Below are 18120 nucleotides of genomic sequence, written 5' to 3' on the forward strand. Positions count from 1 at the left end.
CCCTGTGAGAGTAGGACGCTGCCAGGCAGACCGAAGATCAGCTGTGATAGCTGGTCTTTTTTTTGTGTCTTTTAAACCGAGGGGTAAGAATAGAAGAATAATATTTAGTAAAGTTTTACCCATATAGTATCAAGTTTCATCCTCAGTCCCGCTTCTTGCAAACTAATTAATAAGCTCTCTAAATTAGTATTTCGCCTCGTATACTGATAAAAAAGGGAGCATGAGGTTTTTTGATCTCCGCCAATTTTCCCGTACACTCGAATGAATTTTTCCTGTCCATGCAGATCCAGCTAAGCAGAAAGGTTAAGTGAGCAGTTGATATCCTTAAATACATAAAAAGTCGTTGACAGCCAAATCCCAGCGTATTAAAGTTAAACACAGTAATAGTTAAACAGTTTAATTATTAAACGATAGAACTTTTTTTAAGGCAGGTGAATACAGGATGTCACAAGATCAAATTAAAGAATTGGTGGATAGGTATATTTCACTTTCCTTTTCGGTTGCTAAGAAAGGCGAGAATTTAGTTAAGTGTCAGATTGGTGATGATTTAACGAATGATCAGCATTACACCTTAAGGTATATACACAATGTTAATGTATGTACGTCGACAGAGCTGGCTGAGGTATTTGAGGTAAAGAAAAGCGCTATAACAGCCATTATTAATCGGTTGTGGGAAAAAGGGTTAATACAGAGAACTCGTGATGAGAAGGACCGGCGGGTAGTGTACCTGACTCTCACTGAAAAGGGGAATATGCTTTTTGCTGAAACGGAAAATCGGATACATAAGCTGGTGGAATCGCTGATTAACCGGTTTGAACAGAAGGAAATTGAACAGTTTTTGGATACCTATGAGAAGTTAAATCAGGTGTTGACAGAGAGTAAAGACTTTAAAGTGGAGGAATAGGTGTGAATTTTATCATAAGAAGAAAGTGGCTCGTAATCGCGGTTTGGATTGCTGCTGTTGCAGGACTTTTGTTTGCTGCTCCTAATATGGCAGAGCTGGTTCGGGAAAAGGGTCAGGTAGATGTTCCGGGAGGATATTCCTCGGCGGTTGCCGGAAAAATTATGGATGAAGTTCAAAAACAGAAAGGCGGCGGGGATGAAACCCAGGTTGCGCTTATATTTCATGATGATAAAAAGCTGTCAGCAGATAAACTAAAAGAAGCTGAAAAAGCGATTAGAGCCTTGGAAGCAAAAAAAGATGAATTAGGTATCAAACAGCTCTTGACTCATTTTAATGATAAAAATTTGAAAGACCAGCTAGTATCAAAGGATGGGAGATCCATTCTAGCTTCTATCAGCATCAGCTGGAATGATCGCGAACCAGACCAGGTCAGAGAAGCCTTGTATGACACAATAGAAAAAGCAAAAGTGGATCATTACTATACTAGCAACTGGATGATTAATGAGGATCTGACGAAAAGCTCTGAGGAGGGATTAAAGAAAACGGAAGGCATTACGGTTGTCTTTATTCTGGTAGTATTGTTCCTTGTGTTTAGATCTGTAGTGGCTCCTGTGATTCCACTGCTTACCGTGGGCTTTTCGTATCTTGCGTCGCAATCGATTGTTTCCTTCTTAGTAGATAGATTTGATTTTCCTATTTCTAATTACACACAAATCTTTTTGGTAGCTGTCTTATTTGGAATCGGTACAGACTATTGTATTCTGCTGCTTAGCCGGTTTAAAGAAGAACTGCCGCACCATGAGACGATGGCGCAAGCAATTACAGCAACCTATCGTAATGCGGGGAGAACAGTGTTTTTCAGCGGTCTAGCCGTAATGATCGGCTTCGCGGCAATCGGGTTCTCTCAATTTAAACTGTATCAATCTGCGGCAGCTGTTGCCGTAGGAGTAGCACTCCTTCTTATTGCCTTGTTTACAATTGTTCCTTTCTTCATGGCCGTTTTAGGGATGAAAATATTCTGGCCATCCAAAGCGAAAGCAGAGCATGGGGAAAGTAAGCTATGGGGAGCTTCCGGCCGTTTTTCGCTTGCCCGTCCATGGGCAGCGCTGATTATAGTAGCTGTAGTTTGTGTTCCTTTCCTTGTTAAATATGATGGTAATTTATCTTTTAATTCATTAGAAGAAATTAGCGGTGATGTTCCTTCCATTAAAGCCTTTAACGCAATTGCAGACAGTTTTGGGCCAGGGGAATCTATGCCTACGCAAATTATCTTGAAAAATGATGAAAGAATGGATTCTACTGAATATGTCGCCATTGCGGAGAAGATCAGCCAGGAGTTGGAAAAAGTTGATTTAGTGGATACTGTCCGTTCGGTAACAAGGCCGACTGGTGAGCCTATTGAAGACTTTTTTGTATCTAAGCAGTCGGAAAGCCTTGAGGCTGGCCTTGGAGAGGGAAAAGAGGGGATAAATCAGATAAGTAAAGGCTTGCATGAAGCAGGCAGTGAATTATCTAAATCAGAGCCTGATTTAAAGGAAGCAGTTACTGGAATTGATTCTTTGATTAACGGGACAGGGGAAATTAAGTCAGGATTATCTGAGATTCAGTCCAATCTTTCAATAATCGAAAATGGAGTCCGTCAAGGATCTGCAGGTTCAACAGAAATCAAGCAGGGATTAGAGCGGACGAAGTCAGGTGCCGAAGAATTAGCAGCAAATTATAATAAACTGTTAGACGGCTACCAGCTTGCTGCATCCAATCTTGGCAGCTTAACTTCACAATATACGCAAATCGGCAAGGGGCTGACAGCTTTATCAGGCAGTCTTGCACAGATTAAGGAAGAAGACTTCACCTACCTGGAAAAGACACATGAAGGCCTGGCAGATGAAAGCCAATACCAAAAGATCAAAGGAACAGTTCAAACGCTGCAGCAGCAGCTGGCCCCGCTTGCGACCGGCCTAAGTCAGTTAAATTCAGGACTTGGGCAAATAGATGGAGGTCTTAATACGGCCAACTCTGGCTTTGAAAAAGCTATCAGCGGACAGCAGCAGCTTGCAGCGGGGATGGAAAAGCTAATTTCCGGTATTGAGCAGCAAAAAAACGGTTTAGACCAACTGGCTGACGGCCAGGGAAAGATTGTAGATAATTTCCCTAAATTAACTCAAGGCCTCGAAGGAATTAATGGGGGACAAAGACAGCTGCTTAATGGATTCGGCGATTTAACCGGACAATTAGGACAGTTAACGGAAGGGTTAGGCCAGAGTGCTGAAGGATTGGATCAAGTTTCAGAGGGACTTGGTTCGGCACAGAGCTACTTAACAGGTCTGTCTAAATCGAATCAGATGGATAATTTCTATCTTCCGGAAGAAGTGCTGGAAAGTAAGGATTTTGAACAATCTTTAGAGGCGTACATGTCAAAAGATCGAAAATATATGACCTTGGATGTGATCTTTAAATCAAATCCTTATTCTAATGAGGCCATCAGCCAGGTTCCGGAGATCAAGGAAGCAGTTAAAAGGGCAACAAAGGATACAAAACTAGAAAATGCTGTATTAGCTGTAGGAGGAATAACAAGTACAAATGCAGACTTGGATAAGATGTCCGGGCAGGATTATTCCCGTACAGTCGTATTGATGCTGGCGGGTATATCCATCATTCTTGTTTTCCTGTTCCGTTCAATTATCATGCCTGTTTATATTATTGGTTCGTTGATCCTTACTTATTACACTTCCATGGCGATCAATGAAGTTCTATATGTTGATATTTTCAATTACACCGGCATAAGCTGGGCAGTTCCATTCTTTGGCTTCGTTATCCTTGTGGCCTTAGGAGTGGATTACAGTATTTTCCTCATGGACCGCTTTAATGAATATAAAGATTTGTCAGTGGCTGACGCTATGCTGCTATCCATGAAAAAAATGGGAACAGTTATCATTTCTGCTGTTATCATTCTAGGCGGTACATTTGCTGCTATGATGCCATCAGGAATGCTGTCTCTCCTCCAGATCGCCTCGATAATATTAATAGGGCTGCTGCTATACGCATTTATTATTCTGCCGCTGTTTATCCCGGTTATGGTGAAGAACTTCGGTGAAGCAAATTGGTGGCCATTTAAACGAGGAACAAATTAGTTTATTAAAAAGAGTAATCCATATTGGATTGCTCTTTTTTATTGGATTTATAAAATGTTCGTAGGACCGGCAGTGACTTTCGTTGAGTTTCGTAATAAAAATGGTTACACTATAACAAACATTTAGTACAGGTGAGGTATGCATATGGCAAAAGGAAAGAAAGTTAACTTTGAGGTAGGAGAACACGAATCGATTGATGAATGCCTTGAGCGGATGAAAGCTGAAGGATATACACCTGTACGCAGGATGGAAAAGCCTATATTTAAAGAAGTAATGAAAAATGGAAATGTGGAATATGAACCATTTGGGAGAAGAATTGTGTTTGAAGCCAAAAAGAATGACTAAAAACCGAACAATAAGGTTTTACAAAAAGAAATCGTTCGAAAATAAGTTGACTCACTGCCGCAGGATTGATAAGATAAAGACATGGAAAATGATATATAACGTTTCTCTCATATAATAGCGGGGATATGGCCCGCAAGTTTCTACCCGATTACCGTAAATAATTGGACTATGAGAGAAGGTAGCAGTGTTTTCGGCGCGCAATTTTTCTCATAAAATGATTGAATTACGCCGGGTAGACTATCTTCTCTCATAGAAGAAGTCTACCCGTTTTTTTATGTTCAAAATAGGAGGAATAACAAATGAGACCTCAAGTTGGAGTCATTATGGGAAGTATCTCAGATTGGGATACAATGAAATATGCGTGTGAAGCATTAGAAAGCTTAGAAGTCTCATTTGAAGCTAAAGTTATATCTGCACACCGCACGCCAGATCTTATGTTCGAGTATGCAGAAAGTGCAAGAGACCGAGGGTTGAAAGTAATTATTGCAGGTGCAGGGGGGGCGGCCCATCTGCCCGGCATGACTGCCTCTAAAACAACACTTCCAGTAATCGGCGTCCCCGTGCAGTCCAAAGCATTAAAGGGTTTGGATTCCCTGTTATCCATCGTACAGATGCCTGGCGGGATCCCTGTTGCCACCGTTGCAATCGGGAAAGCAGGTGCGGTAAACGCAGGGATTCTGGCAGCACAAATGATAGGTGCATCGGATGAGGCCCTTGCTTTAAGGATAGAAAACATGCGAAATGAAACTAGAGAAAAGGTGTTAGTAAGCAGTGAACAACTTACATTTTAAAACCATCTTACCGGGGCAGACCATTGGAATCATCGGCGGAGGCCAGCTGGGCCGAATGATGGCACTAGCGGCAAAGGCATCGGGATTTAAAATTGCAGTTCTTGATCCGACACCTGATTGTCCTTGCTCACAAGTGGCGGACACTGCCATAACATCAGATTATGATAACCTGGAAGCACTTGAACAGCTGGCTACAATCAGCGATGTCATCACTTTCGAATTTGAAAATATAAATGCGGAAAGCTTGGAATGGCTGAGAAACTATGCGTATATTCCCCAGGGAACAGAAATATTAAGAATATCGCAGAACAGAGTACTGGAAAAAGAGGCTATCCAAAAAGCGGGGGTACCCGTTGCTCCTTATGCAGTCATAAATGAAGCATCACAGGTACATGAACAGGTACAGAAGCTTGGATATCCATGTGTGCTAAAGACTGCAACAGGCGGATATGATGGGAAAGGCCAGCATGTGATCCGGGCAGAATCCGATATAGCCGAAGCGGCAGGTCTGCTACGAAACGGCCCATGTGTGCTGGAGGCGTGGGTTCCTTTTGTAAAGGAAATCTCTGTGATTGTCACGAGAAAAGGTAATGGTGATTATACCGTCTTTCCAACGGCTGAGAATATTCATATCCAGAACATCCTGCACCAAACCATTGTGCCTGCCAGAATCAGCGGTCCGGCATTCGAGGCGGCGGAGGAGAAAGCGGTCCGGCTCGCTGAACATTTAGAACTTGTTGGGACACTTGCTGTAGAAATGTTTTTAACCGAAGCTGGGGAAATCGTGATAAATGAAATCGCACCAAGACCTCATAATTCCGGGCACTATACCATGGAAGCATGCCAAACATCGCAATTTGAACAGCATATCAGAGCTGTATGCAACTGGCCTCTTGGCAGCACAGAACTGCTAAAACCGGTTGTTATGGTAAATATCCTGGGTGAGCATTTGGAAAGATTATTGGAAGAGATTCCAGTGCTGGATGACTGGAAGGTCCATCTCTATGGAAAAAAGGAAGCCAAAGAAAAACGCAAGATGGGGCATGTGAATATTTTGCGTAAATCAGTGGATGATGCACTAAGAGACGCTGGCATGAGCAAGATCTGGCAAGCATAATTTTGAACGGGGGATTTACATGATTGAACGTTACACAAGACCTGAAATGGGCACGATTTGGACAGAAGAAAACCGCTTTAATGCATGGCTTGAAGTAGAAATCCTGGCATGTGAAGCATGGGCAGAGCTGGGTGCCATACCAAAAGAGGATGTAGCACTGCTGAGAGAAAAGGCATCCTTTGATGTGGATCGGATTAAAGAAATTGAAGAAGAAACACGCCATGATGTAGTTGCTTTTACAAGAGCGGTATCTGAAACTCTAGGCGAAGAGCGTAAATGGGTACATTACGGCTTAACTTCAACCGATGTTGTAGACACAGCTCTATCATACGTATTGAAGCAGGCTAATGAAATTCTTCTTAAGGATATTGAGAACTTTGTTGAAATCCTCAAGAACAAGGCTCAGGAACATAAATATACCGTTATGATGGGCCGCACACACGGCGTCCACGCAGAGCCGACTACTTTTGGTCTTAAACTTGCACTTTGGTATGAAGAAATGAAGCGGAATCTGGACCGGTTTAAAGATGCGGCAAGAGGAATTGAATTTGGAAAGATTTCTGGCGCTGTTGGTACTTACGCTAATATTGATCCATTTGTTGAGCAATATGTATGTGAGAAACTGGGCCTGCAGGCTGCACCCATTTCTACGCAGACCCTTCAGCGTGACCGCCATGCACATTATATGGGAACACTTGCCTTAGTCGCGACTTCCATTGAGAAATTCGCAGTTGAAATCAGAGGCCTTCAGAAGAGCGAGACTCGTGAGGTGGAAGAGTTCTTTGCAAAGGGCCAAAAAGGATCTTCGGCAATGCCGCATAAGCGGAATCCAATCGGATCTGAAAATATGACAGGTCTTGCCCGTGTGATCCGCGGCTTCATGATGACGGCTTATGAGAATGTCCCTCTGTGGCATGAACGGGATATTTCCCACTCATCTGCAGAACGGATTATCCTGCCAGATGCGACGATTGCCTTAAACTACATGTTAAATCGATTTGGAAACATCGTGAAAAATTTAACCGTGTTCCCGGAGAACATGAAGCGAAATATGGATCGTACACTTGGTCTGATTTATTCACAGCGTGTACTTCTGGCACTTATAGATAAGGGGCTTGTCCGCGAAGAGGCTTATGATACGGTTCAGCCGAAAGCCATGGAAGCCTGGGAAAAGCAGGTGCAGTTCCGTACATTGATTGAGGCGGATGATAAAATTACAAGCCTTCTGTCTCCGGAAGAGATTGCTGATTGCTTCGACTACAATTATCACTTAAAGAACGTAGATGTCATCTTTGACCGCCTAGGTCTTTAATAATGAAGTTTGGCTGCTTGATCACGGGCGGCAGCCAAATTCTTTAGTCTCAAAATTCCTAATATTCCTAAACTTTGGAGGGGAAAACCATGCAAAAAGGTACTTTATTGTACGAGGGGAAAGCGAAGAAGATTTATTCAACAGAAGATGAAAAAGTCGTTTGGATCGAATATAAAGATTCAGCCACTGCTTTTAATGGGGTGAAAAAGGCAGAAATCGCTGGTAAAGGAGTACTGAATAACGAGATTACCAGTCTGCTATTTTTAAAGCTTGACGAAGCCGGCATTCCATCACACTTCATTAAAAAATTGTCAGACCGTGAACAGCTTGTACAAAAAGTCGATATCATTCCGCTTGAAGTGGTCGTTAGAAACTTCTCGGCAGGCAGCCTTGCAAAACGTTTGGGAATAGAAGAGGGAATTCAATTCAAACAGCCTATCATAGAGTTTTACTACAAAGACGATTCTCTTGGGGATCCACTGATTATAGATGCCCATATCAGAGAATTAGAGATTGCGAGTACAGATGAATTAATAAAATTAAAAGAACATGCTGTAAAAGTGAATGCAGTTTTATCAAGCTTTTTTGAGGGAGTTGGAATCCGGCTGATCGACTTTAAGCTGGAGTTTGGAAAAACGGCAGAGGGAAATATCCTTCTTGCGGATGAAGTTTCGCCTGATACCTGCCGCTTATGGGATCTGGAAACAAATGAAAAGCTCGATAAGGATGTATTCCGAAGAGATTTAGGAAGTTTAACAGAAGCATATGAGAACATACTTACAAGACTAGGGGGACGTCTTCATGTATAAAGTAAAGGTTTATGTGACTTTAAGGGAAAGTGTTTTAGATCCACAGGGTACAGCGGTGAAGGGATCACTTCACAGCCTGTCTTATGGTGAAGTACAGGATGTCCGGATCGGGAAATACCTGGAGCTTACGATTGGAAAATCCAATCGCAATCTGGATGGATTGGTCCGGGAAATGTGCGAAAGACTTCTTGCTAATACAGTAATTGAAGATTACCGCTACGAGGTGGAGGAGGTAGTCGCACAGTGAGATTCGCAGTCATCGTTTTTCCCGGTTCTAACTGTGATGTAGATATGTTCCACGCGATCAAGGATGAGCTTGGTGCTGAAGCAAAATATGTATGGCACACCGAAGGAAGCCTTGAAGGGTATGATGGGATTCTTCTTCCAGGAGGATTCTCGTACGGTGACTATCTCCGCTCCGGCGCAATAGCACGCTTCTCTAATGTGATGAATGAAGTAGTCAAAGCGGCTGAGGCTGGCAAACCTGTCCTTGGAGTGTGCAACGGATTTCAGATTCTTTTGGAAGCAGGTCTGCTTCCAGGGGCTATGCGCAGAAACCAGAATTTAAAATTTATGTGCCGAACTGTCCAATTGAAAGTAGAAAATGCAGATACCCTTTTTACAGGTGCTTACCAAGAGGGTGAAATCATACAGATACCTATTGCACATGGGGAAGGCAATTATTATTGTGATGAAGAAACGCTGGCAAAGCTTAAAGAGAATAAACAGATTGCCTTTACCTATCATGGGGAGAATCCGAACGGAAGCCTGGCAGATATAGCTGGCATTACAAATGAAAAGGGAAATGTCTTAGGTATGATGCCGCACCCTGAACGTGCCGTGGATATTCTTTTAGGCAGTGCTGACGGCTTAAGGCTGTTTCAATCGATAGTAAAACATTGGAGGGAATCTCATGTCGTTAATGCTTGAACCAAATCCTGAATTGATCAAATCAGAAAGAATTTATGCAGAAATGGGATTATCGGATGAAGAATTTGCGATGGTTGAGAGTACCCTTGGCCGTCTTCCTAACTATACAGAGCTTGGATTGTTTTCGGTTATGTGGTCTGAACATTGCAGCTATAAAAATTCTAAACCCGTCTTAAGAAAATTCCCGACAACTGGAGAAAAAGTTCTCCAAGGTCCGGGCGAAGGTGCGGGAATTGTGGACATCGGTGATAACCAAGCGGTTGTTTTTAAAATAGAAAGTCATAATCATCCTTCGGCCATTGAGCCGTATCAGGGTGCAGCTACTGGTGTCGGCGGAATTATCCGTGACGTATTCTCGATGGGCGCCCGCCCGATTGCGCTGCTGAATTCCCTGCGTTTCGGTGAACTGCAATCTTCACGAGGTAAATATCTATTCAAAGAAGTAGTAGCGGGTATTGCAGGGTACGGAAACTGTATCGGGATCCCGACTGTAGGCGGAGAAATTCAGTTTGATCCTTCCTATGAAGGAAACCCGCTTGTAAATGCGATGTGTGTCGGACTGATTAACCATGAAGATATCAAAAAAGGCCAAGCCCACGGTGTTGGGAATACCGTCATGTATGTCGGTGCTAAAACAGGCCGTGATGGAATCCATGGGGCAACGTTCGCTTCTGAGGAATTGACGGATGCATCTGAAGAAAAGCGGCCTGCAGTGCAGGTTGGGGATCCGTTTATGGAGAAGCTTCTACTTGAGGCATGTCTCGAACTTATTCATTGTGATGCTTTAGTCGGCATTCAGGATATGGGAGCGGCAGGTCTTACAAGCTCTTCAGCCGAAATGGCAAGTAAAGCTGGTTCGGGAATTGAAATGAACCTTGATCTTGTCCCGCAGCGTGAAACAGGTATGACAGCGTATGAAATGATGCTCTCTGAATCTCAGGAACGGATGTTGATTGTTGTCACAAAAGGCCGTGAACAAGAAATTGTGGATCTATTCTCAAAATATGATCTAGAGGCAGTTTCCATTGGGACCGTAACGGACGATCAAAAGCTTCGTCTGATTCACAAAGGTGAAGTTGTGGCAGATGTACCGGTTGATGCACTTGCAGAGGAAGCGCCTGTGTATCATAAGCCATCGTCAGAACCGGCCGCTTACCGCGAATTTCAGGAAATGGAGGTTTCCACTCCAGTGATAGAAGATTATACAGAAACATTGAAGAATCTTCTGTCCCAGCCGACAATCGCCAGCAAGGAATGGGTCTATGACCAGTATGACTACATGGTGAGGACCAATACGGTTGTGGCACCGGGCTCCGATGCAGCAGTTGTCAGGATCCGTGAAACCAATAAAGCTCTGGCTATGACGACGGATTGTAACTCCCGTTACTTGTATCTTGATCCTGAGACAGGCGGTAAAATTGCCGTAGCGGAAGCTGCACGTAATATTGTCTGCTCAGGTGCAGAGCCTCTTGCGATTACCGATTGCTTGAATTTCGGAAACCCGGAAAAGCCTGAGATTTTCTGGCAGATTGAAAAAGCGGTAGATGGCATGAGTGATGCCTGCAGGACACTAAGCACTCCGGTAATCGGCGGCAATGTTTCCCTTTATAACGAAACAAACGGTGAAGCGATCTATCCTACTCCTGTAGTTGGGATGGTTGGATTAGTCCATGATGTGGCACATATCACGACTCAAAGCTTTAAAGAGTCTGGTGATCTTATATATGTCATTGGTGAAACAAAAGAAGAGTTTGGGGGAAGCGAGCTTCAAAAAATGCTAGAAGGCAAAATTTTTGGGAAAGCACCTGAAATTGACCTTGAAGTGGAGCTGAACAGGCAGAAGCAGCTGCTTGCAGCCATCCAAAAAGGTCTAGTTGCTTCAGCTCATGATATTGCGGAAGGCGGACTTGCAGTAGCACTAGCAGAATCAGTGTTTGGTGATAGGCAGTTGGGAGCAGAAATCAAGGTTTCTGGGAACACCGCGTCAGCGTTATTCAGTGAAACCCAATCCCGCTTCTTAGTATCTGTATCTGCGGTTAACCAAGCTGAGTTTGAAGGGCTTATACAAGAAGCAAATTTAGTTGGAAAAGTTACAGATATGCCAATATTAACGATAACTGACAGCAGCAGCCAGCCGATTGTAAAGGCAGAAATAAACGAATTATTTACAGCCTGGAAAGGAGCTATCCCATGCTTGCTGAGTTAAAAGGTTTAAATGAAGAATGTGGTGTTTTTGGAGTCTGGGGCCATCCGGATGCGGCTCAAATCACTTATTATGGCCTTCATGCCCTGCAGCATCGGGGGCAGGAAGGCGCAGGCATCGTTGTCAGAGATGAAACGGGATTGAAGTGTGTCAAAGGTGAAGGACTGGTTACCGAGGTGTTTAGCTCAGATAAAATTGAACAGTTAAGCGGGACAGCTGCCATCGGGCATGTCCGGTATGCTACAGCAGGCGGGGGCGGGCTTGAGAATGTCCAGCCTCTGTTGTTCCGTTCCCAAACTGGGGGTCTGGCCATTGCCCATAACGGGAATCTTGTAAATGCAACTCAGCTGAAGCATCAGCTTGAGGGACAGGGAAGTATTTTTCAAACTACCTCTGATACGGAGGTCCTTGCCCATTTAATTAAACGGTCAGGATTTTTTGAACTTAAAGATAAGATCAAAAATGCTTTAAGTATGTTAAAAGGCGCTTATGCGTTTCTGACGATGACGGAAAACGAATTGCTGGTGGCGCTGGATCCGAATGGGCTGCGGCCTCTTTCACTTGGACGCCTGGGGGAAGCCTATGTACTTGCCTCAGAAACATGTGCCCTTGATATTGTAGGTGCTGAGTTTGTCAGGGATGTTGAACCGGGAGAACTTCTTCTGATTAATGATGAGGGCATCCATTCCGAGCGTTTTGCGGTAAATGTAAACCGTTCAATGTGCACGATGGAATATATTTATTTTTCCCGTCCAGATAGTAATGTGGATGGAATCAATGTTCATACGGCAAGAAAAAACTTGGGAAAGCAGCTTGCTCTTGAAGTTCCCATTGAAGCCGATGTGGTAACCGGAGTGCCGGATTCAAGTATTTCTGTTGCGATTGGGTATGCGGAAGCAACCGGCATCCCTTATGAAATGGGCTTAATTAAAAACCGTTATGTAGGCAGAACATTTATTCAGCCTTCCCAGTCACTTCGTGAACAGGGTGTAAAGATGAAACTGGCACCAGTCCGCGGCGTGGTCGAGGGAAAACGAGTTATTATGGTGGATGACTCTATCGTTCGGGGAACAACCAGCAGACGGATCGTAAATATGCTGAAAGAAGCCGGGGCGACAGAGGTACATGTGGTCATCAGTTCTCCTCCTATCAAAAACCCGTGTTTCTACGGCATTGATACATCTTCCAGGGAGGAGCTTATCGCCTCGTCTAACTCAGTGGAAGAAATCCGCGAGATTATAGGCGCGGATTCCCTAACCTTCCTATCTGTCGAAGGAACAATTAAAGCGATCGGACGCCCATTCGAAGGAGGGGGCCAATGCATGGCCTGCTTTAACGGCAAATATCCGACCGAAATATACGAAGAACTAGAAAACTATCAAAAATGCTGATTCGGAAACTATCGGGAAATGGGGACAGTCCCCCATTTCCCGGATTATTTCCCAAAGAAAAACAGGAGGGTCCTTCAATGGCTAATGCGTATAAGCAGGCAGGTGTGGATATAGAAGCAGGGTATGAGGCTGTTAATCGGATGAAGAAGCATGTGAAGCGGACGATGAGGCCTGAAGTGCTGAGCGGGCTAGGCGGTTTTGGCGGCATGTTCGATTTATCTGCGCTTCAGTTAAAGGAGCCGGTCCTTGTATCGGGAACTGACGGAGTCGGGACTAAGCTTATGCTTGCTTTCATGCTGGATAAGCATGACACGATTGGTATAGACTGCGTAGCCATGTGTGTCAATGATATTATTGTACAGGGTGCAGAGCCTATCTATTTCCTGGATTACATTGCCTGCGGGAAAGCAGAACCCGAGAAAATAGAAGCAATCGTGAAGGGAATCTCTGACGGGTGTGAACAAGCCGGCTGTGCCCTGATTGGCGGCGAGACGGCAGAAATGCCCGGGATGTACGGCGAGGAAGAATATGATCTGGCGGGATTTACTGTTGGAGCTGTTGAAAAGTCAAAGCTTGTGACCGGAAAGGAAATCTCTGACGGGGATATTCTGATAGGGCTGGCTTCAAGCGGCATCCACAGCAATGGCTATTCTCTTGTCCGCAAGATTCTTCTTCAGGACAACAGCCTGCAGCTTCAAGATTATGTGGAAGAACTCGGCTGTACATTAGGGGAAGAGCTGATCCGCCCGACCAAAATCTATGTTAAGCCTATTATCGAAGCCCTAAAGAGTTATTCAATAACCGGGATGGCCCATATTACAGGCGGTGGATTTATTGAAAACATACCAAGAATGGTTCCGGAAGGCCTGGGAACAGAAATTCAGCTGGGAAGCTGGAAAGCGAACCCGATCTTTTCTTTTCTTCAGGAAAAAGGGAATCTGAAGAAAGAAGAAATGTTTAATATCTTCAATATGGGCATAGGTATGGTGATTTCAATCAAGGAAGAGGAAGCAGACAGCCTCACTGAGTTTTTCAATGCCAATGGTGAAAAGGCATATGCAATCGGCAAAGTTATACAAGGCGAAGGCGTTACTTTCACAGGAGAATTAGTATGAGAAAAATAGCAGTCTTTGCATCGGGGAGCGGCAGCAATTTTGAGTCGATTGCTGAAGCGGTCCAAGGAAATAAGCTTCAAGCAGAAATCGGCCTGCTTGTATGTGATAATCCAAAAGCGTATGTGATTCAAAGAGCAAAGCAAAAACAAATTCCGGTTTTTGTTTTTTCTCCAAAGGACTATGAAAGTAAAGAAGCCTTTGAAACAATCATTTTAAGGAAACTTGCAGAATATAGGGTGGACTTTATTGTCCTAGCTGGATATATGAGATTAATAGGCTCTACTTTGCTATCTGCTTATACCAAAAGGATAGTAAATATTCATCCATCGCTGCTGCCGTCATTTCCCGGAAAGGATGCCATTGGCCAAGCCTTCCATGCAGGAGTGAAAGTGACGGGGGTAACGGTCCATTTCGTGGATGCGGGTATGGATACGGGTCCGATCATTGCTCAAAAGGCGGTGGATGTGCTGAACGGCGATACACGGGAAACCCTTCAGTCCAGAATTCAGGAAGTAGAACATCTTTTATATCCAGCGGTACTGCAGGAGCTATTACAAAAGGAATTTACGGAGGGGTTTTTAGAATGTCTAAGCGAGCGTTAATTAGTGTTTCGGACAAAACAGGAATCGTAGACTTTGCGAAAGGTCTGCTGACAGCGGGATTTGAAATTATTTCGACAGGCGGGACTAAAAAGGTCCTTATGGAACATGGAGTTGAAGTAATTGGGATCAGTGACGTAACAGGCTTTCCAGAGATTCTGGACGGACGTGTTAAAACGCTTCATCCGAATGTACACGGAGCACTACTGGCAAAGCACGGGGAAAGAGATCATCAAGAACAGCTTGAAGAACATCAAATCAAACCTATCCAACTGGTCTGTGTCAACCTTTATCCTTTCCAGCAGACCATTTCAAAGCCGGATGTAACGGTCGAAGACGCTATTGAAAATATTGATATCGGCGGGCCAACTATGCTTCGGTCCTCTGCAAAAAACCATGAATACGTAACAGTAGTTGTGGATCCTTCCGATTATGATACCATCCTGGGTGAATTAAAACATGACGGCGAAGTACAAAGCGCAACCAGACGAAAGCTCGCCGCCAAAGTATTCCGCCACACGGCTGCATATGATGCAGTTATTTCGGAGTATATGACAAAGCTTGCTGAAGAGGAAAATCCAGAAAGCTATACTGTTACCTACGAGTTGAAACAGCCGCTGCGCTACGGGGAGAACCCGCACCAAAAAGCTGCTTTCTATAAGAAACCGCTTGGCTCAAAGTTTTCACTCGCTTACGCTGAACAGCTTCATGGTAAAGAGCTTTCTTATAATAATATTAATGATGCAGATGCATCACTCCAGATTGTTAAAGAATTTGATTTACCGGCCGCAGTTGCAGTCAAACATATGAATCCTTGCGGAGTGGGCACTGGCAGCACAATCTCAGAAGCTTTCCAAAAAGCATTCGAGGCAGATCCTACCTCTATATTTGGCGGCATTGTTGCATTAAACCGCGAGGTCGACCGCGAAACGGCCGAGAAGCTCCATGAAATTTTCTTAGAAATCGTCATCGCACCAGCTTTCTCTAAAGAAGCTTTAGATATTTTAACAACCAAGAAAAACCTGCGTTTATTAACCGTAACCTTTGAGGGGAATAAGGCTATCGAAAAGAAGATCACCTCTGTTGAAGGCGGTCTGCTTGTTCAGGACATGGACGCATATGGTTTGAATGAGGCAGATATAAAGGTTCCGACAAAGCGCCAGCCGACTGATGAAGAATGGGAAGCACTAAAACTTGGCTGGAAGACTGTGAAGCATGTTAAATCAAACGCAATCGTCGTCAGCGATCAAGCGATGACACTGGGAATTGGTGCAGGCCAGATGAACCGGGTCGGTTCTGCCAAGATTGCTCTGGAACAGGCTGGAGAAAAAGCACGGGGTGCGGCCCTGGCCTCTGATGCATTTTTCCCGATGGGTGATACCGTAGAGGCGGCAGCAAAGGCTGGAATAACAGCGATTATTCAGCCGGGTGGATCCATCCGCGATGAGGATTCAATCAAAAAAGCAGACGAGTATGGCATTGCCATGGTCTTTACGGGCATTAGACATTTTAAACATTAAAACTGGGGTGATCTTTTGAAGGTTTTAGTTATAGGACAGGGCGGACGGGAACATGCAATCGCAGCTAAATTCAACGAGAGCAGCAAAGTCCAGAAAGTGTACGCAGCTCCAGGCAATCCAGGTATGAAGGACGCGGCGGAATTGGTGCCCATCAATGAAAATCAGCATGAGGAATTAATTGCTTTCGCCCGTGCACATGAAATTGATTTAACCTTTATTGGGCCAGAGGTCGCGCTGTTAAATGGGATAGTCAATGATTTCGAGGCAGCGGGACTGACCGTTTTCGGGCCGCGGCAGAATGCGGCAGAAATTGAAGGAAGTAAAACATTCGCCAAGGATTTAATGAAGAAGTATGACATTCCTACCGCTGACTATCAAACCTTTACTTCTTTCGAAGATGCAAAAGCTTATATCGAGCAAAAAGGTGTTCCTATCGTTATAAAAGCAAACGGCCTTGCAGCCGGTAAAGGGGTAGTCGTAGCGGTGACGATGAATGAAGCAATAAACGCTCTCCGTGAAATGCTCGTAGAAGATAAGTTTGGTGAATCATCCTCCAGTGTAGTAATCGAAGACTTTTTAACGGGAGAAGAGTTCTCGTTAATGGCTTTTGTTAATGGAGAAAACGTGTATCCAATGGTGATTGCCCAGGATCATAAGCGCGCGTATGATGGCGACAATGGCCCGAATACCGGCGGAATGGGTGCCTATTCTCCGGTTCCTCAAATTTCTGAAGAAACCATTACCGAGGCTGTCCAAACCGTCCTGATTCCTGCTGCTTCGGCAATGGTGAAAGAAGATCGTCCATTCACTGGAATTCTTTACGCCGGCCTCATGGCAACTGAGCAGGGAACGAAAGTCATTGAATTTAACGCCCGGTTTGGGGACCCGGAAACACAGGTTGTCCTGCCCCGACTGAGGTCAGATTTAGCAGATGTGATCGAAGCGGTTTTAAAAGGAGAAAATCTAGAGATTGAGTGGCATTCTCAAGCAGTTCTTGGTGTAGTTCTTGCTGCTAAAGGATATCCTGCCCAGTACGACAAAGGGCAAATTATTACCCTTCCCGAAACAATAGGTGAAGATACAGCTGTCTTTCATGCTGGAACAGCCATAAACGGCGATGGCCAATTTATAACGAATGGCGGCAGAGTGCTGCTGGTTTCCGCTAAGGCAGATAGTCTTGATGATGCACAGGAAAAGGCATATAAAGAAGTACGACAAATCAAGAGTGAGGGTCTGTTTTATAGGACAGACATTGGAAATAAAGCACTGAAAAAGAAGCACACAGTATAAAGCTGAAGAGTGGATCTTATGGATCTGCTCTTTTTTTATCTTTGTAAAATGAGAATATTAGGCAAAAAACAATTCGCGGCTTAGTGCTGGGCTCGTTCTCGAGTCTGTGTTCTCCTCTGGTCTTCTAGAGAAAGTATAAACATCAGCATAAATACCTGTTAATAAGCATAACCGCCAATAGACAAGCATATGTCACCAAAGATAAGCAAAGGCGATCGGCACTTAAGCATAAAACACCTGAACATAATCATAAACCCGGAAAACTTAAGCATAAAACAAGTAAACCTAAGCATAAACCTCGAAAACCAAAGCATAAACTTCCAGCCGGATCTTAAAAACTATGAAAACCGATACAAGAGCAGCTGGGAGGCATTGATTCGGGAAGGTGGATCGTCTTTTTAAATGGCTGTTTTCGCAAACTTTGTTGTTATTGAACATCGGGGTTGATTTCCACTACAGGATGCTCGCGGACCTTAGGGGCGGGCGCTGAGCCTCCTCGGCTTCGCCTGTGGGGTCTCACCTGATCGAAAAGCGGAAGCGCCTTGTTCAGACCCGATAAAGAAGACTTGCTGATTGGGGAGCGTTAGCGAAGACAGAAGCTTAGTCGCACTTACCACGCTCGAACGCCACGTCCTGTGGCCACGCCTGGCTCGCACATCCTGT

General features: G+C 44.3%; 15 protein-coding genes and 1 riboswitch. All 15 genes read left to right on the forward strand.

What is annotated here, in order from left to right; translation table 11 throughout:
• Positions 1-442: 442 nt before the first annotated feature.
• The 15 genes from CUU66_RS23475 (at position 443) to purD (ending at position 17457) form a co-directional block, all read left to right on the forward strand.
• Positions 443-904, forward strand: coding sequence for a MarR family winged helix-turn-helix transcriptional regulator (locus CUU66_RS23475; RefSeq protein WP_101645827.1), 462 nt, complete (start codon positions 443-445; stop codon positions 902-904).
• Positions 905-906: 2 nt separating this feature from the next.
• Entirely contained in the window at positions 907-4035 is a 3129-nt protein-coding gene (locus CUU66_RS23480) for an MMPL family transporter (RefSeq protein WP_101645828.1), read from the forward strand.
• Between the two features lie 144 nt (positions 4036-4179).
• Complete coding sequence (locus CUU66_RS23485) at positions 4180-4380, forward strand: NETI motif-containing protein (protein WP_101645829.1); 201 nt, start codon at positions 4180-4182, stop codon at positions 4378-4380.
• An 87-nt stretch (positions 4381-4467) separates the two neighbouring features.
• Positions 4468-4569, forward strand: a riboswitch (purine riboswitch).
• Between the two features lie 110 nt (positions 4570-4679).
• Complete coding sequence (purE, locus tag CUU66_RS23490) at positions 4680-5171, forward strand: 5-(carboxyamino)imidazole ribonucleotide mutase (protein ID WP_101645830.1); 492 nt, start codon at positions 4680-4682, stop codon at positions 5169-5171.
• Complete coding sequence (gene purK, locus CUU66_RS23495; protein WP_101645831.1) at positions 5152-6288, forward strand: 5-(carboxyamino)imidazole ribonucleotide synthase; 1137 nt, start codon at positions 5152-5154, stop codon at positions 6286-6288. Before purE ends, purK begins: the two co-directional genes overlap by 20 nt.
• Positions 6289-6307: 19 nt before the next feature.
• A complete protein-coding gene (gene purB / locus CUU66_RS23500; RefSeq protein ID WP_101645832.1) occupies positions 6308-7600 on the forward strand; it encodes an adenylosuccinate lyase in 1293 nt (430 codons plus the stop codon).
• An 89-nt stretch (positions 7601-7689) separates the two neighbouring features.
• Positions 7690-8409, forward strand: coding sequence for a phosphoribosylaminoimidazolesuccinocarboxamide synthase (gene purC, locus CUU66_RS23505; protein WP_101645833.1), 720 nt, complete (start codon positions 7690-7692; stop codon positions 8407-8409).
• Complete coding sequence (purS, locus tag CUU66_RS23510; protein WP_101645834.1) at positions 8402-8656, forward strand: phosphoribosylformylglycinamidine synthase subunit PurS; 255 nt, start codon at positions 8402-8404, stop codon at positions 8654-8656. Before purC ends, purS begins: the two co-directional genes overlap by 8 nt.
• Positions 8653-9339 carry a phosphoribosylformylglycinamidine synthase subunit PurQ gene (purQ, locus tag CUU66_RS23515; RefSeq protein WP_101645835.1) on the forward strand — a complete coding sequence of 229 codons (687 nt, stop codon included), beginning with the start codon at positions 8653-8655 and terminating at the stop codon, positions 9337-9339. Before purS ends, purQ begins: the two co-directional genes overlap by 4 nt.
• Positions 9323-11545: a phosphoribosylformylglycinamidine synthase subunit PurL gene (gene purL, locus CUU66_RS23520; RefSeq protein WP_101645836.1), complete on the forward strand. Its 2223-nt coding sequence runs from the start codon at positions 9323-9325 to the stop codon at positions 11543-11545. The genes purQ and purL overlap by 17 nt, the downstream gene beginning before the upstream one ends.
• The gene (gene purF / locus CUU66_RS23525) at positions 11530-12933 is read left to right on the forward strand and encodes an amidophosphoribosyltransferase (RefSeq protein ID WP_101645837.1); all 1404 of its coding nucleotides are present in this window, start codon (positions 11530-11532) and stop codon (positions 12931-12933) included. The genes purL and purF overlap by 16 nt, the downstream gene beginning before the upstream one ends.
• Positions 12934-13010: 77 nt before the next feature.
• Complete coding sequence (gene purM / locus CUU66_RS23530; RefSeq protein ID WP_101645838.1) at positions 13011-14048, forward strand: phosphoribosylformylglycinamidine cyclo-ligase; 1038 nt, start codon at positions 13011-13013, stop codon at positions 14046-14048.
• Complete coding sequence (gene purN, locus CUU66_RS23535; protein ID WP_101645839.1) at positions 14045-14650, forward strand: phosphoribosylglycinamide formyltransferase; 606 nt, start codon at positions 14045-14047, stop codon at positions 14648-14650. Before purM ends, purN begins: the two co-directional genes overlap by 4 nt.
• A complete protein-coding gene (purH, locus tag CUU66_RS23540; protein ID WP_101645840.1) occupies positions 14632-16167 on the forward strand; it encodes a bifunctional phosphoribosylaminoimidazolecarboxamide formyltransferase/IMP cyclohydrolase in 1536 nt (511 codons plus the stop codon). Before purN ends, purH begins: the two co-directional genes overlap by 19 nt.
• Before the next feature lie 15 nt (positions 16168-16182).
• Complete coding sequence (gene purD / locus CUU66_RS23545; RefSeq protein ID WP_101645841.1) at positions 16183-17457, forward strand: phosphoribosylamine--glycine ligase; 1275 nt, start codon at positions 16183-16185, stop codon at positions 17455-17457.
• The last annotated feature ends 663 nt before the right edge of the window (positions 17458-18120 follow it).

Origin of the sequence: Peribacillus deserti, assembly GCF_002863585.1 — a bacterium.
GTDB classification, from domain to species: Bacteria; Bacillota; Bacilli; order Bacillales; family DSM-1321; genus Paraperibacillus; species Paraperibacillus deserti_A.

Bases quoted from the DNA above. Each gene is read 5' to 3' on its own strand.
- CUU66_RS23475 (WP_101645827.1), top strand. From the start codon at position 443: ATGTCACAAGATCAAATTAAAGAATTGGTGGATAGGTATATTTCACTT.
- CUU66_RS23485 (WP_101645829.1), top strand. From the start codon at position 4,180: ATGGCAAAAGGAAAGAAAGTTAACTTTGAGGTAGGAGAACACGAATCG.
- purE (WP_101645830.1), top strand. From the start codon at position 4,680: ATGAGACCTCAAGTTGGAGTCATTATGGGAAGTATCTCAGATTGGGAT.
- purB (WP_101645832.1), top strand. From the start codon at position 6,308: ATGATTGAACGTTACACAAGACCTGAAATGGGCACGATTTGGACAGAA.
- purC (WP_101645833.1), top strand. From the start codon at position 7,690: ATGCAAAAAGGTACTTTATTGTACGAGGGGAAAGCGAAGAAGATTTAT.
- purS (WP_101645834.1), top strand. From the start codon at position 8,402: ATGTATAAAGTAAAGGTTTATGTGACTTTAAGGGAAAGTGTTTTAGAT.
- purL (WP_101645836.1), top strand. From the start codon at position 9,323: ATGTCGTTAATGCTTGAACCAAATCCTGAATTGATCAAATCAGAAAGA.
- purF (WP_101645837.1), top strand. From the start codon at position 11,530: ATGCTTGCTGAGTTAAAAGGTTTAAATGAAGAATGTGGTGTTTTTGGA.
- purM (WP_101645838.1), top strand. From the start codon at position 13,011: ATGGCTAATGCGTATAAGCAGGCAGGTGTGGATATAGAAGCAGGGTAT.
- purN (WP_101645839.1), top strand. From the start codon at position 14,045: ATGAGAAAAATAGCAGTCTTTGCATCGGGGAGCGGCAGCAATTTTGAG.
- purH (WP_101645840.1), top strand. From the start codon at position 14,632: ATGTCTAAGCGAGCGTTAATTAGTGTTTCGGACAAAACAGGAATCGTA.